Here is an 18,793-nt window from a genome sequence, read left to right as displayed (position 1 = left end):
GCATTGCCCGGTAGCTATGTTCGGACGGGATAACCGCTGAAAGCATCTAAGCGGGAAGCCTCCTTCAAGATAAGCTTTCCCTGGGAACTTGATTCCCCTAAAGGGCCGTTGAAGACTACGACGTTGATAGGCTGGGTGTGGAAGCGTTGTGAGGCGTTGAGCTAACCAGTACTAATTGCCCGTGAGGCTTGACCATATAACTGATGTAACTGAGTGATGACTCAGAGATAACATCGGACAGATTGAGTCAAATGCGACAGAACGAAACGTCATAGCGTTGTGTTTATTACATTACAACTTTTTACTCGAAAGAGTGCTTTTTACCACCCTATTTGAAGCGGCTAGAGCCCTGATTAATCAGATAAGACTCGAATCCTTCATACCAGTTTGTCTGACGACCATAGAGCATTGGTACCACCTGATCCCATCCCGAACTCAGAAGTGAAACGATGCATCGCCGATGGTAGTGTGGGGCTTCCCCATGTGAGAGTAGGTCATCGTCAGACACTAAACATAAATCCCTCAGCACCTCGTGCTGGGGGATTTTTTTTAGCTCGATGTTCTAGTGTTACTACAACGGCTCATGTGACTACGCCCTGTTCCACCGGAACGGGTGGAGGACTCCGAAGGAGCCCGAAGGGTCAGAAGCGGAGCTTCTGATCAATGTAGGTCATCGTCAGACTTTAATACCAAACCCCTGATCGCTAGCGCGATCAGGGGTTTTTTCGTTTAAACCCTGCAGAAAACGCACGATCCCCTGAACTTCAACTTTCATAAATGATTACCGACCTGACTCCTGCTATCGCTTAGGATTGATGCTTTACTAATAAGATCCTGAAAATAGGGGAATGGAATGTCTGCAAATACCTTTGAACACTGGAAAGAAAAAGCTGCATTGCTGAGTATTGAGGGGCGGGCTTTTATTAATGGTGCTTATTGTGACTCTGTTTCCGGTAGTACTTTTGACTGTGTTAGCCCGATTGATGGCAAGGTATTAGCTCAGATTGCTGAATGTAGCGGGGACGATGTCGAAATTGCTGTCGCTAATGCCAGAACGGTTTTTGAAGCAGGAACATGGTCTGAATTACCACCGGTAGAGCGCAAGAAGATACTGATTAATTTCGCCCGGTTAATCGAAGCTAACGCTGAGGAGTTGGCGTTGCTTGAAACACTGGATATGGGTAAACCCATCAGTGAAAGTCTCAGTGTGGATGTTGCCGGTGCTGCGCGCTGTATCGCCTGGAATGGTGAAGCAATCGACAAGGTATACGATGAAGTAGCGCCTACTGGCAGTAATGAATTGGGCTTGGTTACCCGGGAGCCTCTGGGTGTTATTGCGGCGATCGTGCCCTGGAATTTTCCGCTGTTGATGGCCTGCTGGAAGCTTGGACCAGCGCTCGCTACAGGCAACAGTGTGGTTCTGAAACCCTCTGAAAAGTCTCCTTTGACAGCAATACGCATTGCCGAGCTTGCGGTTGAAGCCGGTATCCCGGCGGGTGTTCTGAATGTTGTGCCCGGTTTCGGTAAACCGGCGGGTGAGCCCTTGGCGGCACATATGGATGTTGATGGTTTGGTGTTTACAGGCTCCACTGGAGTAGGCAAGCATCTGATGGGAATCGCTGGCACTACTAATATGAAGCGTGCCTATATGGAGTGCGGCGGCAAGAGCCCGAACATTGTGTTCCCGGATGCCCCTAATCTGGATGAGGCCGCACAGTCTGCGGCGGAAGCGATTTTCTATAATCAGGGTGAAGTGTGTACAGCCGCATCCCGCTTATTGGTGCACGAAGATATTAAGGATAAATTCCTGCAAAAAGTTATCGATGCCGGTCGTAAAATGCAACCGGGTCACCCGCTGGATCCAGACACCACTATGGGCGCCATCGTTGATGATGTGCAGATGGAGCGAGTTCTCTCGTATGTGGTTAAGGGTTCTGAACAGGGCGCTCAACTGGTGTTAGGCGGTGAGCGCGTACTGCAGGAAACCGGTGGCTACTACGTGCAGCCGACCATCTTTGATGGGGTAAATATGGATATGGCGATTGGCAGTGAAGAAATTTTTGGGCCGGTACTGTCGTGTATTACCTTTAAAACGGAAGAAGAAGCACTCGCAATAGCAAACAATACAGAGTTTGGCTTGGCTGCAGCGGTGTGGACTTCCGATATTACCCGAGCCCATAAGATGGCCAGGAAATTACGCGCTGGGAGTGTCTGGGTAAACTATTACGACGGTGGTGATATGACAGCACCCTTTGGCGGCTTTAAACAGTCCGGTAATGGCCGTGATAAGTCTATTCACGCGCTGGAAAAGTACACTGAGTTGAAAGCGACCTGGATTAACCTCAATCCGTAAGTAATCAGCTGCACAGAAAAATAAACCCGCTTAAAAGCGGGTTTATCGTTTATACCGAGTTCAAATACCAGTCGAATTCCAGCGGTGTAATTTGACTGTGAAAGACTTCCATTTCACTGTTCTTAATGCAGCAAAACAGGTTGTGAAATGTCTCGCCAAAAGCCTCTTTAGCCCATTCACTGTCTGCAAACAGGGCGATGGCTTCCTGCCAGTGACGGGGATTGGTCGCCTGGGTTTTCTCGTAGGCATTACCCTCAATCGCCGGTGTGCAATCCAGTTTATTTTCCAGACCGGTTGTAATGCCTGCCAGAACAGCAGCAACCACCAGGTATGGGTTGGCATCGGCACCGGCCACGCGGTGTTCGATACGTGTATTGGCTTCATCGCTGTAGGGTATTCTGAGGGCAACAGTGCGGTTGTTATAGCTCCAGTGAGGGTTCATGGGGACATAGGAGTCCTTCTGGAAACGGCGGTAAGAGTTGGCGTTGGGCGCGAACATCAGCATGGCATCACGCATGGTCTGTTGCAGGCCGCCGAGAGCATGCTGCATTGCTTCCGTAGGCTCACCTTCCGGTGCTGCAAACACATTGTTACCGTCTTTATCCAGCAGGCTGATGTGAATATGGGTGCCGCTGCCCGCTGTGTCAGCGTAGGGTTTGGCCATAAAGGTAGCCTGGAAGTTGTGTTTACGGGCCACGCTTTTGATAACACGTTTTAGCAGGATGGCTTCATCGCAGGCTTTCAGAATGTCATCGGAGTGACTGACGTTGATTTCAAACTGCCCAGGTGCGTATTCCGCGACGGCAGCCTCTGCGGGTATGTTTTGGGCTTTAGCAGTCTGGCGCACGTCCTCAATAAAATCACTGTAGCTTTCAAGATCAGCAAGGTAATAGACCTGGGTGTTGTCGTCGCGTTGGCCGCTGGCGGGATTGATGGGGGGTTGTGGTGCACCACTGGTTGTATTGTTTTGATCCAGCAAGAAGAACTCCAGTTCAACAGCGATCACCGGGTAAAAGCCCATGGCATTGATGCGCTCGAGACAGTGTTGCAATACCACCCGAGGGTTGCCGGTAAACGACTTGCCGCTTTCATCAACAATATCGAGAAGTAGCTGTGCCGAGGGGCGAGAATTCCAGTCGATGCTCGCTAGACTGCCGGGAATCGGGTAGCAAAATGTGTCTTTGTCACCAATATCCAAACCCAGACCGCTGTCCTCATTGCACTCGCCGGTAATTTCGCAGGCCAAGGTAGACAGAGGTAGATTGATGCCGTTCTTGTAGACCTTATGAAGTTTGTCTCCCTCGACCCGCTTGCCCCGCAGCAAGCCGTTACAGTCAGGGAGTAGCAGCTCGACGAATTCTGGGGGTCGCATTTGATCAAGAGTGGACTGATCGGCCGGATTTGGGATTGTGCTCATAGGGGCTCCACATTGGTTGTACTTGGCGTTCTTGTTATTAATCAGGTTGTGGTTTTACAGCTTAACCCAATCCGCAAGGATTCTTGTTCGCTTTTATGCAACAAATGTTGCATTTATGTTGAAGTTTGGTTTGAAAAAAACACATTGATTGAGGGGGCTCTGGCAAAGTAGTTTTTAGAAACGGTGAAACACAGCTGTCATAAACGCGCAGTGACAGAAACTGCTATCTTAAGACAGACCATTTGCCGTTCAGTGATTAGGCAGTTAACCGTTACATCAGAAAATTGAATTAAAACAACAAGGCTATTTATGACTATCGATATAGGCACTTACTTAAAAGAACACCGCGTTGAGGAGGTGGAGTGCCTGATCCCCGATATGACTGGTAATGCCCGGGGCAAACTGATCCCGGCCAAGAAATTCGTCAAAGAAGAATCGCGACTGCCCGAAAGCGTTCTGGTTCAGGCCGTCAATGGTGCCTGGTCCGATGAGCACGAAGAATTACTGGGCAGTGATCTGGATGGCGATATGGTGTTGCAGCCCGATCCCAGTACGGTCCGGGTTGTACCCTGGGCAAAAGAGTCGGAGCCGACAGTACAGATTATCCACGATTGTTACACTGCCGATGGCGAGTTACACCCATTAGCTGCCCGAAGTGTATTGCGCCGGGTATTGGAGCTCTACGAAAAAGAGGGCTGGAAGCCGGTTATTGCCCCCGAAGCCGAATTCTATTTTGTTCAGAAAAACGACAATCCGGACATGGAGCTGGTGCCGCCGATTGGGCGATCTGGTCGCCATGAGCGCCCGGGTCAGGCCTACAGTATCGATGCGGCCAATGAATACGAAGATGTCATTGACGATATGTACGACTACTGCGATGCCATGAATCTGGATCTGGACACCCTGATCCACGAATCCGGTGCCGCTCAGTTTGAGGTCAACTTCCTTCACGGTGATCCGCTGGATCTGGCTGATCAGATATTTATCTTTAAGCGCACCGTGCGTGAGACCGCATTGCGCCACGATATCTACGCCACCTTTATGGCCAAGCCTATGGAGAAAGAGCCTGGCAGTGCCATGCACATTCATCAGAGTGTTGTGGATATCAAAACGGGTAAGAACATTTTTGTGGATGACAAGGGTGAAGAAAACGATCTGTTCCGCCATTACATTGGTGGTTTGCAGAAATACACCCCCTATGCGTTGGCGTTCTATGCACCCAATGTGAACTCCTATCGTCGCTTTACCAAGGATATCGCCGCGCCCATCAATCTTTGCTGGGGCTATGACAATCGCACGACGGGGATCCGAGTGCCGGCAAGCAGTCCTCAGGCCAAGCGTGTGGAAAACCGTTTTCCGGGGATGGACGCCAACCCCTATCTGGCACTGGCAGCCTCTCTGGCATGCGGCTATCTGGGCATGAAGCAGAAAATCGAACCTTCTGAACCAACCGCTCACAGTGCTTATGAAGAAGACATTGCGGTGGCAAGAAGCCTGCTGGAAGCACTGGATCTGCTGCGCAGTTGTGAGCCTCTGGCGGAGGTGGTGGGCAATCGTTTTGTCAGAGCCTATTGCGCCGTAAAAGAAGTGGAATACGAAGAATTTAAGAAGGTGATCAGCTCCTGGGAGCGTGAATACTTGTTGTTGAATGTTTGATAGTTGAAATAAAAGTTTGGAGTAACCGATGACTGAGCAGTTAACTCAATTACAGTCTTTGGATGAGAAGCATCATATTCACCCGTTCACCGATCAGGGTGATTTGAATGATCGGGGCACTCGCGTCATTACCAGAGCCGAAGGCGTTTATCTTTGGGATGCTCATGGCCACAAATTACTGGATGGCATGGCGGGGCTCTGGTGTGTCAATGTGGGCTACGGCCGCAAAGAACTGGCGCAAACCGCCTACGATCAGATGATGGAGCTGCCTTATTACAACAGCTTCTTCCAGTGCACCACACCGCCGACTATCAAGTTGGCAGAGAAACTGGCGGAGTTGGCGCCCGAGCACATTAATAATGTCTTCTTCACCGGCTCTGGCTCCGATTCCAATGACACGATTTTACGTCTGGTTCGTCATTATTGGGCCTGTCGCGGTGAGCCAATGAAGTCGGTGATCATCAGTCGTAAAAATGGCTATCACGGCTCAACTGTAGCCGGGGCCAGTCTGGGCGGTATGACCTGGATGCACGAGCAGGGCAACCTGCCAATTCCGGGTATTGTTCACATCGATCAACCCTACTGGTTCGGGGAAGGCGGTGACGAAGATCCTAACGAATTCGGTCTGCGGGTGGCACGTCAGCTGGAAGAGAAAATTCTCGATTTGAGTGTTGATCGCGTCGCTGCCTTTATCGCCGAGCCGATTCAGGGCGCAGGCGGTGTCATTATTCCCCCTGAGACCTATTGGCCAGAAATTCAGCGCATCTGTGACAAGTACGGCATTCTCCTGATCTCCGATGAAGTGATTTGTGGTTTTGGTCGAACCGGCAAATGGTTTGGTGCCGATTATTTTGGTGTTAAGCCAGACTTTATGCCCATCGCCAAGGGCCTGTCTTCCGGTTATCTGCCCATTGGTGGCGTAATGATCAGTGATCGCGTGGCCGACGTCCTCAAGAACGATGGCGGCGAGCTGGCCCATGGGTACACCTATTCTGGCCACCCAGCGGCTGCGGCTGTGGCGTTGAAGAATTTACAAATCATTCAGGATGAAAAATTGGTTGAGCGGGTAGAGCAGGACATAGGCCCGTATCTGCAAAAACGTTGGCGAGAACTGGGCGATCACCCTCTGGTTGGTGAAGTGCGCGGTGTTGGCCTGATTGGTGCTTTGGAATTGGTCAAAGACAAGGCCAAGCGTGAGCGCCATCCGGGGAATGGCAAAGTCGGCACTCTGTGTCGGGATGCCTGTACGGCCAATGGCCTGGTGATGCGTGCGACAGGCGACACCATGCTGGTATCTCCGCCGTTGGTGATTACTCATGAGCAGGTCGATGAACTGGTTGAAAAAGCCCGTAAAGCGCTCGATGACACCTTGCAGGCGATCGAAGATGGTGCACTGGCTGAAGATTGATGACGCCTTGAAACGAATTAAAACAATTGACTGAAGAGCGGGAACTTTTTACTTTCAAGGTTCCTTATTGATGGTCATAAAAATAAAACTCTACTAAACCGAAAGGAAGGAAGAACTATGCATAAGCTTGTGAAAACGACTCTGGCAGCCGCCGTGCTGTCTGCCGGTGTAACCGGTACTGCAGTAGCAGAAGAGGAAAAAGTCCTGAATGTATACAACTGGTCGGACTACATTGCTGAAGACACTTTGGCGAACTTTGAAGCCGAAACCGGCATCAAAGTCACCTATGATGTGTTTGACAGTAACGAAGTACTGGAAGCCAAACTGCTGGCCGGTAACACCGGCTTCGACGTAGTGGTTCCATCCCTGTCGTTTCTGGCGCGTCAGATTCAGGCCGGTGTATTTATGCCTCTGGACAAGTCCAAGTTGACCAACTATGGCAATCAGGACGAAGGGCTGATGCAAACCATCGCCACCTTGGACGAGGGTAATACCCACTCCATCCCTTATCTGTGGGGTACCACCGGTATTGGCTTTAACGTCGATAAAGTGAAAGAAGTTCTGGGCGAAGACGCTCCGACTGATAGCTGGGATCTGGTTTACGATCCGGCCAACCTGGAAAAACTGCACAGCTGTGGCGTGGCCTTCCTGGATGCGCCAAGCGAAATCATTCCCGGTGTGCTGCACTACCTGGGTGAAGATCCCAATACCTTTGACACCAAGCTGATCAAAGGCAAGGCTCAGGATCACCTGATGAAGCTGCGCCCGCACATTACCTACTTCCATTCTTCTCAGTTCATTAACGATCTGGCCAATGGCGACATCTGTGTGGCTGTAGGTTGGTCTGGTGATATTCTGCAAGCCTCTGACCGTGCTGCCGAAGCTGAGAATGGCGTCGAAGTTGCTTACGTGATTCCTAAAGAAGGTGCGCTGACCTGGTACGATATGCTGGCCATTCCTAAAGATGCCAAGCATCCAAACAATGCTCACCTGTTCCTGAACTACCTGTTGCGTCCGGATGTAATGGCAGGTATTTCCAACTACGTTTGGTACGCCAGCGCCAACAAAGCGTCTTTGCCAATGGTTGATCAGGAAATTCTGGATCACCCGGGTATCTACCCAACTGAAGATGCGGCCAAAAACCTGTGGACCGGCAAAATGACGCCACCAAAAGTGGATCGTGCCTACACTCGTACTTGGACCAAAGTTAAAACCGGTAAGTAATACTGGTCAGGGGTCTGCGGGCCCCTGTTCGACCCTTTTTTTAAGGCCGTAGTTTTGCGGCTATTCTCTACAAAGCAAAGATTTTACTCTGGATTGTTATGGCTACATCAGATGGTAGCCCGGCTGTTGCGGTAACAGCGGCCGGCGCTCAAAAAGAAAAGAAGAAAGATTATCTGCAGATTAAAAATGTCAGCAAGCTGTTTGGTGACTTTACCGCTGTGGATGATGTCAGTGTCAATATTCACCAGGGTGAGATTTTTGCTTTGTTGGGTGCGTCCGGTTGTGGCAAGTCAACGTTGCTGCGCATGCTGGGTGGTTTTGATTTGCCTACCAAAGGTGAGATTTGGCTTGATGGTGAGAATCTCGGCACGCTGCCGCCTTATTCCCGCCCAATTAATATGATGTTTCAGTCCTATGCGCTGTTTCCGCATATGACTGTGGAAAAGAACATCGCGTTCGGTTTGCAGCAGGATAATATTCCCAAATCAGAAATCGGAGATCGGGTCACGGAAATGTTGCGGCTGGTGCAGATGGAGCGTTTTGCCAAGCGCAAACCCCATCAGTTGTCCGGTGGTCAGCAACAGCGCGTGGCTCTGGCGCGTTCTCTGGTTAAGAGTCCGAAATTGTTGCTGCTTGATGAGCCGCTGGGGGCGCTGGATAAAAAACTGCGCACTCAGGTTCAGTTGGAGATCGTCGACATTATTGAGCGTTTGGGTGTTACCTGTGTGATGGTGACTCACGATCAGGAAGAGGCGATGACCATGGCCAGCCGCATTGCGGTTATGAACGCTGGTGAGATTAAGCAGGTAGGTGAACCCCATCTGGTCTATGAGCAGCCTAACTCCCGTTTCTCTGCCGAGTTTATTGGTTCAGTAAACCTGTTCGAGGGTGAGCTGAACGAGGATCATCCCGATTGGTGCTCAGTAAGTTGTGACGCCACGGGCGGTGATTTGTACATTGGTCACGGTCTGACTGGTAGCAAGGGCATGGAGTGTGCTCTGGCGGTTCGTCCAGAAAAGATTGCGGTTTCTGCAACCGAGCCCCAGCAGGAAAATAACAAATTTAAAGGCAAGGTTGACGACATCGCCTATCTTGGCAGTCACTCTGTGTACCATGTGCGTCTGCCATCTGGCTTTATAGTGATGGCCAATGCCATGAATGCTGACCGACATTCGGATCGTTTTACCTGGGAAGATGACGTCTGGTTATCCTGGGAAGACGATGCCGGGGTGGTGTTGATGTCATGATCAAGAAGCTGCGCTCCTGGCTGCCAGCAAGGCACTGGTCGGTGACCAGCGTTCCCTATGTCTGGTTGCTGCTATTTTTTGCCGTCCCCTTTCTGATTGTTCTGAAGATTTCGTTTTCGGAGGCGCAGATTGCCATGCCTCCGTTTTCCGATCTCGTCGAATTTGACGGGGAGGTATGGGTTCTCAGCCTGAACCTGTTGAATTACCTCTACCTGCTGACAGACGATCTGTATGTCAGTGCTTATATGAGCTCTGTAGGCATTGCTATCAATTCGACCATTTTGTGTCTGCTGGTGGGCTATCCAATGGCCTATGCCATTTCCAGAATGCCGCAGTCCACCCGTAACATTATGTTGATGTTGGTGATTCTGCCCTCCTGGACATCGTTCCTGATTCGCATCTACGCCTGGATTGGCATCATCAAGAACAATGGGCTGCTCAACAATATGTTGATGAGCATGGGGTTGATTGATGAACCACTGAAAATTCTCCACACCGAGCTGGCTATCTACATCGGTATTGTTTACGCCTATCTGCCCTTTATGGTGTTGCCGCTGTACACCAATCTGGTGAAGCTTGATGGCCGTCTGTTAGAGGCTGCCTCCGATTTGGGTGCCGGCCCTGTGAAGACTTTTCTGACGGTTACCCTGCCATTGTCCAAGCCGGGCATTATTGCCGGTTCCATGCTGGTGTTTATTCCGGCTGTGGGTGAATACGTGATACCCGAGTTGCTGGGTGGTTCGGAAGCGTTGATGATCGGTAAGGTGTTGTGGCAGGAGTTCTTCAACAACCGCGACTGGCCCGTGGCCTCGGCGGTAGCAATCATTATGCTGATATTGTTGTTGGTGCCCATCATGATGTTCCACCAGAGCGAGGCAAAGCAGCTGGAGGAAAATAAATAATGAACGTATCCAATAAGACTTCCCTGCTGGGTAAGCTGTCACTGGTGTTCGGTTTTGGTTTTCTCTATCTGCCGATCCTGATCCTAATGTTTTACTCATTCAATGAGTCGCGTCTGGTGACGGTTTGGGCGGGCTTCTCGTTCAAGTGGTACGGCGAGCTGTTTCGTGATGCCCAGATGATGAACGCAGCCTGGATGAGTGTGAAAATTGCTTTCTGGAGCGCCTGGGGTGCTGTAATACTGGGTATTATGGCGGGACTGGTGATGGTTCGCTTTGGAAATTTCCGCGGTAAAACCCTGTTTGCCGGCATGATTACGGCACCGCTGGTAATGCCTGAAGTGATTACCGGCCTGTCGCTGTTGCTGCTGTTTGTGACCATGTCCGATCTGTTGGGCTGGCCAGAGGGCCGGGGCATGCTGACCATCTGGATTGCCCATGTCACTTTCTGCACGGCTTATGTGGCGGTGGTGATTACCTCGCGGTTGCGAGATATGGATGATTCGCTGGAAGAAGCGGCCATGGATCTGGGGGCTACGCCTCTCAAGACTTTCTTTGTAATCACCCTGCCGATTATCGCTCCGGCGATTATTTCTGGCTGGTTGCTGGCCTTTACCCTGTCCTTTGATGATCTGGTGATCGCCAGCTTTGTTTCCGGGCCTTCTTCGACGACGTTGCCAATGGAGGTGTTCTCTTCCGTGCGACGTGGTGTGAGCCCCAAGATCAATGCACTGGCTACCCTGATGGTGCTGGTGGTTACCATTGGTGTTGTTGCTGCCTGGTGGGTGGCGCGGCGGGAGGAGAAGAAGCGCATTATCGAGGAGCAAATGGCGGCAGCCGAGGGCTGATCAGCCGGATGATGTTGTTAAACCCCTGTCAGGTTCACCTGCAGGGGTTTTTTATTGCCTGTTTCTTTCGGCGTCAGTGGCTGACGTTGGACAGTTTCAGGTTGGGTCGTTTGGCGGCACGGAAAATCAGGGCGACTTTGCCGATTTCCTGAACCAGTTCGGCGTTGGCCTGTTTTACCATCTCGGCGGAAACCTGCTTGCGCAGTTCGCGGTCGCCAATCATCAGTTTTACCTTGATCAGCTCATGGTCATCCAGAGCCCGGTTCAGCTCTTCCATCAGACCTTCACTCAGGCCATTGCCGGCAACGGTGACGACCGGCTTCAGGTTGTGGCCAATATTGCGATATTGTTTTTTCCGCTCTGGGGTTAAAGGCATTATACTGTCTCTTTGGTTTGGAACATGAATGGGGGTATGCCCCTAGGGCCATTGTACCTCAAATGGTCTCCAGCCAAGTATCAATGAATCGCGGCAAATCACTTCTTTTATGACTAAATCCAAAGGCTCACGTTCAAAAAGCAGCAATCGCTGGCTCGATGAGCATTTCAATGACCAGTATGTACAGCGCTCCCAACAGGATGGCTATCGCTCCCGAGCCAGCTACAAGCTGATCGAATTAATAGAAAAAGACAAATTGGTGCGCCCGGGAATGACCGTGGTGGATCTGGGTGCTGCCCCTGGTGGCTGGTCGCAGGTGGCGGCTGAACTGGTTGGTGACAAGGGGCGGGTCATCGCTTCGGATATTTTACCCATGGATTCTCTGGCCGATGTCCACTTTATTCAGGGCGATTTTACCGAAGATGAGGTGTTTGAAGAGCTGATGACGGCACTGGGGCCAAATAAAGCAGACCTTGTAATGTCGGATATGGCCCCCAATATGAGTGGTATGGCCGACGTTGATCAGCCGCGGGCCATGTATCTGGTTGAACTTGCTCTGGATATGGCGCGTAACACCCTGAGACCCAAGGGGAACTTCGTCGCCAAGGTGTTTCAGGGCGAGGGCTTTGATGAATATCTTAAAGATGTGCGTGTATCCTTTCAGACAGTAGTCACGCGCAAACCCAGTGCCTCAAGACCCCGTTCGCGGGAGGTCTATATCGTTGGCAAGGGCTTTAAAGGTTAAGGAATCATCGAAGCGGTTGCTGATGGGTCAAGTTTTGTTGAATCCTGTTGCTGCTTCGGGGTCATAAGGCTATCTTAGAAACAGCAGTACATTTTTATAGAAGTAACTTGTTTGGTGAAGTCTGAGCAAGGTGTGAGGGTAACTCTTTGAACGATATGGCAAAAAATCTGGTGTTGTGGCTGATCATCGCAGCGGTGCTGTTAACGGTCTTCCAGAATTTCAGTCCACAAACCACTCAGGAAAATCTGACCTACTCCGAATTTGTTAAGGAAGTTCAGGCGGATCAGGTTCGCGAAGTTACAATTGACGGCTTGGTGATTAAGGGGCAACGTCACGACAGTTCGCACTTTGAGGCGATCCGGCCTCAGGTAATGGACGATCGCCTGATGGATGACCTGCTCAACCATGGCGTGGAAGTGAAAGGCACCCGTCCGGAGCAGCCCAGCATCTGGCAGCAGTTGCTGGTGGCCAGCTTCCCAATCCTGCTGATCATTTTTGTCTTTATGTTCTTTATGCGCCAGATGCAGGGCGGGGCCGGTGGGCGCGGTGGCCCCATGAGCTTTGGTAAGAGCAAGGCCCGGTTGCTGGGTGAAGACCAGATCAAAACCACCTTTGCCGATGTGGCAGGTGTTGATGAAGCCAAAGAAGATGTTCAGGAGCTGGTTGAGTTTCTGCGCGATCCCTCCCGCTTCCAGCGTCTGGGTGGCCAAATTCCCCGAGGCGTTCTGATGGCGGGCCCTCCGGGTACGGGTAAAACTCTTCTGGCCAAGGCTATTGCCGGTGAGGCCAAAGTGCCTTTCTTCTCAATTTCTGGCTCCGATTTTGTCGAAATGTTCGTTGGTGTGGGTGCGTCCCGGGTCCGCGATATGTTTGATCAGGCCAAGAAGCAGGCTCCTTGCATCATCTTTATCGATGAAATTGATGCCGTGGGCCGTCATCGTGGTGGCGGTCATGGCGGTGGTCACGACGAGCGTGAGCAAACCCTCAACCAGTTGCTGGTAGAAATGGACGGTTTTGAAGGCAATGAAGGCATTATTGTTATTGCTGCTACCAACCGCCCGGATGTATTGGATAAGGCGTTGCTGCGCCCCGGTCGTTTTGATCGTCAGGTGTTTGTCGGTTTGCCGGATATTCGCGGTCGTGAACAAATCCTCAAGGTGCACATGCGTAAAGTGCCGTTGGATGACAAGGTAAAAGCCTCCATCATTGCCCGTGGCACCCCCGGTTTTTCCGGTGCCGATCTGGCCAACTTGGTTAATGAAGCCGCTTTGTTTGCCGCTCGTGCCAACAAGCGTGTGGTGACCATGGAGGAGTTTGAAAAGGCCCGCGACAAGATCATGATGGGTGCCGAACGCAAGACCATGGTCATGAGCGAAAAAGAGAAAGAGAACACCGCTTATCACGAAGCAGGTCATGCCATTGTTGGTCGTTTGGTGCCTGAGCATGATCCTGTGCACAAGGTAACCATTATTCCTCGCGGTCGCGCTCTGGGGGTGACCCAGTTTCTGCCCGAGGACGACAAATACAGTTTGAGCAAGCGTGCTCTGGAATCCCAGATCTGTACCTTGTTTGGTGGCCGTATTGCCGAAGAGATGACTCTGGGCTTTGAAGGTGTGACCACCGGTGCCCAGAACGATATCGAGCGGGCTACCAGCCTTGCCCGAAACATGGTGACCAAGTGGGGTCTGACTGAAAAGTTGGGGCCATTACACTATGGCGAAGACGATGGCGGTATGCCCGGCACTCCCGGACCTCTCAATTACTCTGGCGCCACATCAAAAACAATCGATGAAGAAATTCGTCGCATTGTGGATGAGTGCTACAAGATTGCCGATAAACTGCTGCATGAAAACAGGGACATTCTGGAATCCATGAAAGATGCCCTGATGGAGTATGAAACCATTGATGCTGAGCAGGTTGATGATCTGATGGCTCGCAAGCCAGTGCGCCCGCCGCGTGATTGGCACGATGATGATTTTGGCGGTAATGCGCCAAAAGATGCTGGAGACGAGGTGCAAGAGAAAGATAAGGGCGCCAATCCGATTGGTGGTCCTGCTCAGCATCACTGAGCCTGACGGAAGATGTTATGGGCCCGGCGACTTTGGTCGTCGGGCCTTGTTCGTTTAAAGAGTGTCCTCTGTAATGATTGCCGATCTGGATTTATCTGTTCCCCGCATTATGGGGATTTTGAATGTTACCCCTGATTCTTTTTCCGATGGTGGCGCTCTGTATAAGAGTCGCCGACTGGATCTGTCTTCGGCCTTGTCGGCCGCCGAGAAGATGATCCGGGATGGTGCTGATATCATTGATGTGGGTGGCGAATCCACTCGCCCCAATGCCGATCCGGTTACTGTGGCTGAAGAGCTCGATCGGGTTGTACCGGTGGTTGAAGCATTGGTTACAGAGCTGGGGGCCAGAGTGTCGGTGGATACCAGTACTCCTGAGGTGATGGCCCAGTCAGCGGCTGTTGGTGCCGCTATGCTCAATGATGTGCGTGCGTTGCAGCGGCCGGGCGCTGAAGCGGCGGCATTGGCAACGGGATTGCCTGTTTGCCTTATGCACATGCAGGGGCAGCCCAAGACCATGCAGATTGAGCCCGTTTATCAGGATGTGGTGGCTGAGGTGATGGCTTTTTTATCCGGACGCATTGGGTCACTTCTGAGCTTGGGCTTCGAGCGTGACAAGTTGCTTGTGGATCCGGGGTTTGGTTTCGGCAAGACCGTTGAGCACAATTTGTTGCTGCTGCAGCAGTTGCCTCGCTTTGAGGAGCTTGGTTGTCCGGTTTTGGTGGGTATTTCCCGTAAATCAATTTTTCAGCAGGTGCTCGGCCGGGCCGTGGATCAGAGACTGGCGGGTAGTCTCAGTGCGGCACTCTTGGCTGTTCAGCGTGGGGCCAGTATCATGCGCGTCCACGATGTTGCCGCCACTCGGGATGTGTTGCTGTTTATGAGTGCGGTTGAGCAGGCTTAGGTCTGCGTAAGTAATGGGGAAGCAAATGACGCGTAAATATTTTGGTACCGATGGCATCAGAGGTGAAGTTGGTAAGGGGGTCATTACGCCTGATTTTGTGCTGCGTCTTGGCTGGGCCGCCGGTAAGGTTCTTGCGGAGCGCGCCGAAGGGGATTCAAAGCTGATCCTGATCGGTAAGGATACCCGCATTTCCGGCTATATGTTCGAATCTGCGCTGCAGGCGGGGCTGATCAATGCCGGTGTCGATGTCGGTTTGTTAGGGCCTATGCCCACGCCGGCTATTGCCTATCTGACCCGGACTTTTCAGGCTCAGGCGGGCATTGTCATCAGTGCCTCCCATAACGCCTATCAGGATAACGGCATCAAATTCTTCAGCGGTACTGGCACCAAGTTACCCGATGATATTGAGCTGGCCATTGAAGAGCAGCTGGACAAACCCATGGAGACGGCGGCCCAACTGGGCAAGGCGTTGCGGATCAATGATGCTGCCGGTCGCTATATTGAATATTGCAAAGGTACCATGCCCTGGGGGTTCAGCCTGAAGGGCTTGAAACTGGTGCTGGATTGCGCCAATGGTGCCACCTATCATGTGGCGCCCGATGTGTTTCGCGAACTGGGTGCCAGCATCGATGTCATCGGCGCAGAACCTGATGGCCTGAACATCAATGAGCAGTGTGGTTCTACCAAGCCTGGTAGATTGCAGTCGCGGGTACTGGAAACTGAAGCCGATCTCGGAATTGGTTTTGATGGCGATGGTGATCGGCTGGTGTTTGTGGATCACAAGGGCGAGCTGGTTGATGGTGATGAGATTCTCTACCTGATTGCCGCGGATCGTCAGCGTTTTGGTTCCGGGTGTGATGGCGTTGTCGGGACCTTGATGAGTAACTTTGGCTTTGAGCTGGGGCTTGAAAGATTGGGTATTCCCTTTGAGCGCGCCAAAGTCGGTGATCGTTATGTCATAGAGAAAATGAAGCAGAATAACTGGCTGCTGGGTGGTGAGAACTCTGGTCATATTGTCTGTGGTGACGTCAGTACCACCGGTGATGGCATTATTGCTGCGTTGCAGGTGTTGCTGGCCCTGTCCAGATCTGAGCAGAGTTTGCATGAGACCAAGCAGGGCATGCGCAAGTTGCCCCAGACCATGATCAATGTGCGCATCAACGGCAAGGTTGATCTCAACCATTCCGAGCTTGATGATGCCGTGTCTAAAGCCGAATCCGATCTTGATGGTAAAGGCCGGGTGCTGTTGCGTCCCTCAGGTACCGAGCCTTTGATTAGAGTGATGGTGGAAGGGGAAGATCTGCCTCTGGTTAACCAGTTGGCACAGGATCTGGCGGCTGTCGTTGAGAAGTTGTTTGCCAGCGCATAGGCCGCTCTGTCAGCGATTGTAAGTTACAGCGTTCTCCTATAAGATTGGCGCCCCTTTTTAGGGGGCTTTTGTAAAGCTCGGAACGGAACCTGAACAATTGGGTATAGAGAACATGCGCCAACCACTGATACTCGGCAACTGGAAGATGAATGGTTGTACCGACAGCAATCGGGCTCTGTTGCAGGAGCTTGCTGCAGGTTGGTCGGGGCAGGCCCAGGTGGGAGTTTGTCCGCCAGCGGTTTACATTGCTCAAACTCTGGAGCTGCTGTCGGGTACTGATATTGCTGTGGGTTCACAGGATGCGAGTAAATACCAGTCCGGCGCTTACACCGGTGAGCTGGCTGCGCCCATGTTGGCAGAGCTGGGTTGTCGTTACGCCATCGTCGGTCACTCTGAGCGTCGCCAGTATCATGGCGAAACCGATCAGGATGTTGCCGATAAGGTAGCCACTGTTTTGGCGGCCAAAGTGACACCGGTACTGTGCGTGGGCGAGTCCCTTGAGCAACGTGAATCCGGTCAGGCGCTGGCAATCATTGCTGAGCAACTGGATGCCGTCTTGAGTCAGATTGGTGAAGAGGCCTTTGAGGATGTCGTTGTTGCCTATGAGCCTGTTTGGGCCATTGGTACCGGTAAAACGGCATCCCCAGAGCAAGCTCAGGAAGTGCATCAGTTTATCCGTGAAAAGCTTGGACAGGCTGGTGCCAGTGTTCAGGTTTTGTATGGTGGTAGTGTTAAAGCCGATAATGCCAGCGAGCTGTTTGCTCAAGCCGATATTGATGGCGCGCTGGTTGGTGGCGCTTCCCTGAAGGCGGAAGATTTTCTGGCCATTTGTGAAGCGGCGAATCGCTAAAGATTATTTATAAATGGTTGCCTTGTTGGCAACTTGCAGGATGGAAAAATGGAAAGTGTAATTCTCGTAGTTCATGTGTTGGCGGCAGTTGCGATTATTGCCCTGATTCTGCTGCAGCAGGGCAAGGGTGCAGAGGCTGGTGCTTCATTTGGTGGCGGTGCCTCTCAGACTGTTTTCGGCAGTGCCGGTGGCGGTAACTTTTTTACCCGCGCTACAGCAATTCTGGCAACCATATTTTTTATTACCAGTTTTGGTTTGGCGGTTGTTGCCAAGCAAAAAGCCGGTATTACCGATCTGCCAGATATGCCTTCCGTGGAGTTTTCTGAGGAAGTTCCAGCAGCTGTTGAGGCTGGTGCTGATGAAGTAATTGGTGATATCCCTCAGGCGGAAACTTCTGTAAAATCGGCCGCCGGTGATATCCCGGCAGCAGAAATTCCTGCTACTGAGTAATTCTCTGAATATGCCTAGGTGGTGAAATTGGTAGACACGCCATCTTGAGGGGGTGGTGAGCGATAGCTCGTGCGGGTTCAAGTCCCGCCCTAGGCACCATACAAATAAAAAGCCCGGCTGTGAAAGCAGTCGGGCTTTTTTATTCCCACATATTCACGCGCTTTCATAGCGCGAGTTGAAGAGAATGGTACCAATCAGGCCTTGGTTGAGATGCCAGAGTCCCCGAGTCTTTCCACTCCTGAGAAAAGCAATGTCTGGCGAGTGCGGGCATCGATTGCCTCGTTTGCAAGTTCAACCGCCGGGTTAGAGGATGAGGCTCCAGAATTGGTGTTGTCATCCGGTTGGGCAATATTCAGGTAGGTGTTTGCCAGATTCTGCTGGTTGCGGGCGACAGCCAGCGTTTCTATGTCGCTGTTATCCAAGTCTGCATTGCGCAGGGTGGCCCGGGCAACAGGGCCGGGTTGATCAATTCCAAGCGCAGCTCTGGCCAGAGCTTGTTGAGAGCGATCCTCTGCGTTGTCTGCCACCTCTTGCCGGGTGACTTCACGGCTGATGCTGAGGTTGGGGGTTTCCAGAGTGATGGTGGCGCTGTTGTTGGAGCGATCACCAGTACTGACGTTATCTTCTGATGGGGTGATCTCAATGCTCAGGCGCGGCGCCGGTTCGCTGGGTTCCAGTGGGGTCAGCGGGACGGATTCCGGAGGCTGTTCGGGCGTGTCATCCGCGGGTGGGCCTGAATCGGGTGCTTGTCTCGGCGGTTGCTCCGGTGTGTCAGTTTCCAGTCGCTCCGGAGCTTGGCTTTGACGGACTCGAACCTCTGGTCGATCATCCGGTTCAGGGCGTGTCGACGATGGGTTGCTGGCTGGATTTACAGGAGGGCTCTCAGCCGCAGGATTGGGGCGGCTGGTGGCAAGAGGAATGGAAAAGCCGGCACCAGAAATATTCATGTTGGAATTATACGCCAAGGCTGCACGGGCCGTT

At 51.9% G+C, this 18,793-nt stretch carries 16 protein-coding genes, 1 tRNA gene and 2 rRNA genes; 16 read left to right on the top strand and 3 right to left on the bottom strand.

Translation table 11 applies throughout. The annotated features are described in order from the left end of the window. The 3 genes from ACPXV9_RS14190 to ACPXV9_RS14180 form a co-directional block, all read left to right on the top strand. A 23S ribosomal RNA gene (locus ACPXV9_RS14190) occupies nt 1-196 on the top strand; the annotation flags it as partial. A gap of 194 nt (nt 197-390) precedes the next feature. Then, nucleotides 391-506 (top strand): 5S ribosomal RNA (gene rrf, locus ACPXV9_RS14185). 347 nt (nt 507-853) lie between these two features. Next, nucleotides 854-2,353 carry an aldehyde dehydrogenase gene (locus ACPXV9_RS14180; RefSeq protein ID WP_423898338.1) on the top strand — a complete coding sequence of 500 codons (1,500 nt, stop codon included), beginning with the start codon at nt 854-856 and terminating at the stop codon, nt 2,351-2,353. Between the two features lie 49 nt (nt 2,354-2,402). On the opposite strand, the gene ACPXV9_RS14175 is transcribed toward ACPXV9_RS14180, so the two are convergent. Beyond that, nucleotides 2,403-3,770, bottom strand: a complete 1,368-nt coding sequence (locus ACPXV9_RS14175; protein ID WP_423898336.1) for a glutamine synthetase family protein — start codon at nt 3,768-3,770, stop codon at nt 2,403-2,405. A gap of 309 nt (nt 3,771-4,079) precedes the next feature. Between ACPXV9_RS14175 and ACPXV9_RS14170 the strand changes: the two genes are divergently transcribed. The 6 genes from ACPXV9_RS14170 (at nt 4,080) to ACPXV9_RS14145 (ending at nt 11,052) form a co-directional block, all read left to right on the top strand. Further along, entirely contained in the window at nt 4,080-5,426 is a 1,347-nt protein-coding gene (locus ACPXV9_RS14170; protein WP_423898333.1) for a glutamine synthetase family protein, read from the top strand. A 28-nt stretch (nt 5,427-5,454) separates the two neighbouring features. Further along, on the top strand, nt 5,455-6,834 hold the full coding sequence (locus tag ACPXV9_RS14165) for an aspartate aminotransferase family protein (protein WP_423898331.1): 1,380 nt from the start codon (nt 5,455-5,457) through the stop codon (nt 6,832-6,834). Between the two features lie 117 nt (nt 6,835-6,951). Then, on the top strand, nt 6,952-8,058 hold the full coding sequence (locus tag ACPXV9_RS14160) for an extracellular solute-binding protein (RefSeq protein ID WP_423898329.1): 1,107 nt from the start codon (nt 6,952-6,954) through the stop codon (nt 8,056-8,058). Between the two features lie 98 nt (nt 8,059-8,156). Continuing rightward, the gene (locus ACPXV9_RS14155; protein WP_423898328.1) at nt 8,157-9,305 is read left to right on the top strand and encodes an ABC transporter ATP-binding protein; all 1,149 of its coding nucleotides are present in this window, start codon (nt 8,157-8,159) and stop codon (nt 9,303-9,305) included. After that, nucleotides 9,302-10,207: an ABC transporter permease subunit gene (locus ACPXV9_RS14150; protein WP_423898326.1), complete on the top strand. Its 906-nt coding sequence runs from the start codon at nt 9,302-9,304 to the stop codon at nt 10,205-10,207. The genes ACPXV9_RS14155 and ACPXV9_RS14150 overlap by 4 nt, the downstream gene beginning before the upstream one ends. Then, entirely contained in the window at nt 10,207-11,052 is an 846-nt protein-coding gene (locus tag ACPXV9_RS14145; protein WP_423898323.1) for an ABC transporter permease subunit, read from the top strand. Before ACPXV9_RS14150 ends, ACPXV9_RS14145 begins: the two co-directional genes overlap by 1 nt. Nucleotides 11,053-11,125: 73 nt before the next feature. Here ACPXV9_RS14145 and ACPXV9_RS14140 read toward each other — a convergent pair whose 3' ends face one another. Beyond that, nucleotides 11,126-11,428, bottom strand: a complete 303-nt coding sequence (locus ACPXV9_RS14140; protein ID WP_423898320.1) for a YhbY family RNA-binding protein — start codon at nt 11,426-11,428, stop codon at nt 11,126-11,128. Between the two features lie 109 nt (nt 11,429-11,537). Here ACPXV9_RS14140 and rlmE point away from each other — a divergent pair, with 109 nt between their 5' ends. The 7 genes from rlmE to ACPXV9_RS14105 all read left to right on the top strand — a co-directional run bounded on the left by rlmE (nt 11,538) and on the right by ACPXV9_RS14105 (nt 17,911). Beyond that, nucleotides 11,538-12,173: a 23S rRNA (uridine(2552)-2'-O)-methyltransferase RlmE gene (rlmE, locus tag ACPXV9_RS14135; protein ID WP_423898318.1), complete on the top strand. Its 636-nt coding sequence runs from the start codon at nt 11,538-11,540 to the stop codon at nt 12,171-12,173. Between the two features lie 155 nt (nt 12,174-12,328). Next, nucleotides 12,329-14,242: an ATP-dependent zinc metalloprotease FtsH gene (ftsH, locus tag ACPXV9_RS14130; protein WP_423898354.1), complete on the top strand. Its 1,914-nt coding sequence runs from the start codon at nt 12,329-12,331 to the stop codon at nt 14,240-14,242. Between the two features lie 73 nt (nt 14,243-14,315). After that, nucleotides 14,316-15,143 (top strand): dihydropteroate synthase, encoded by an 828-nt coding sequence (gene folP / locus ACPXV9_RS14125; protein WP_423898316.1) that lies wholly within the window; start codon nt 14,316-14,318, stop codon nt 15,141-15,143. A 25-nt stretch (nt 15,144-15,168) separates the two neighbouring features. Beyond that, nucleotides 15,169-16,512 (top strand): phosphoglucosamine mutase, encoded by a 1,344-nt coding sequence (gene glmM / locus ACPXV9_RS14120; RefSeq protein WP_423898313.1) that lies wholly within the window; start codon nt 15,169-15,171, stop codon nt 16,510-16,512. Nucleotides 16,513-16,624: 112 nt separating this feature from the next. Next, nucleotides 16,625-17,362: a triose-phosphate isomerase gene (tpiA, locus tag ACPXV9_RS14115; protein WP_423898311.1), complete on the top strand. Its 738-nt coding sequence runs from the start codon at nt 16,625-16,627 to the stop codon at nt 17,360-17,362. Between the two features lie 48 nt (nt 17,363-17,410). Further along, entirely contained in the window at nt 17,411-17,812 is a 402-nt protein-coding gene (gene secG / locus ACPXV9_RS14110) for a preprotein translocase subunit SecG (protein WP_423898308.1), read from the top strand. A 12-nt stretch (nt 17,813-17,824) separates the two neighbouring features. After that, nucleotides 17,825-17,911, top strand: a tRNA-Leu gene (locus ACPXV9_RS14105). A gap of 95 nt (nt 17,912-18,006) precedes the next feature. Here the strand turns inward: ACPXV9_RS14105 and ACPXV9_RS14100 are convergent. Then, a complete protein-coding gene (locus ACPXV9_RS14100) occupies nt 18,007-18,759 on the bottom strand; it encodes a hypothetical protein (RefSeq protein WP_423898305.1) in 753 nt (250 codons plus the stop codon). Between the last annotated feature and the right edge of the window lie 34 nt (nt 18,760-18,793).

The sequence above is a fragment of the Candidatus Pelagadaptatus aseana genome, from assembly GCF_040362265.1.
GTDB classification, from domain to species: domain Bacteria; phylum Pseudomonadota; class Gammaproteobacteria; order Pseudomonadales; family Cellvibrionaceae; genus Pelagadaptatus; species Pelagadaptatus aseana.
Note: the sequence above shows the minus strand (reverse complement) of the source record. Positions and strands in the feature narration are given on the sequence as shown.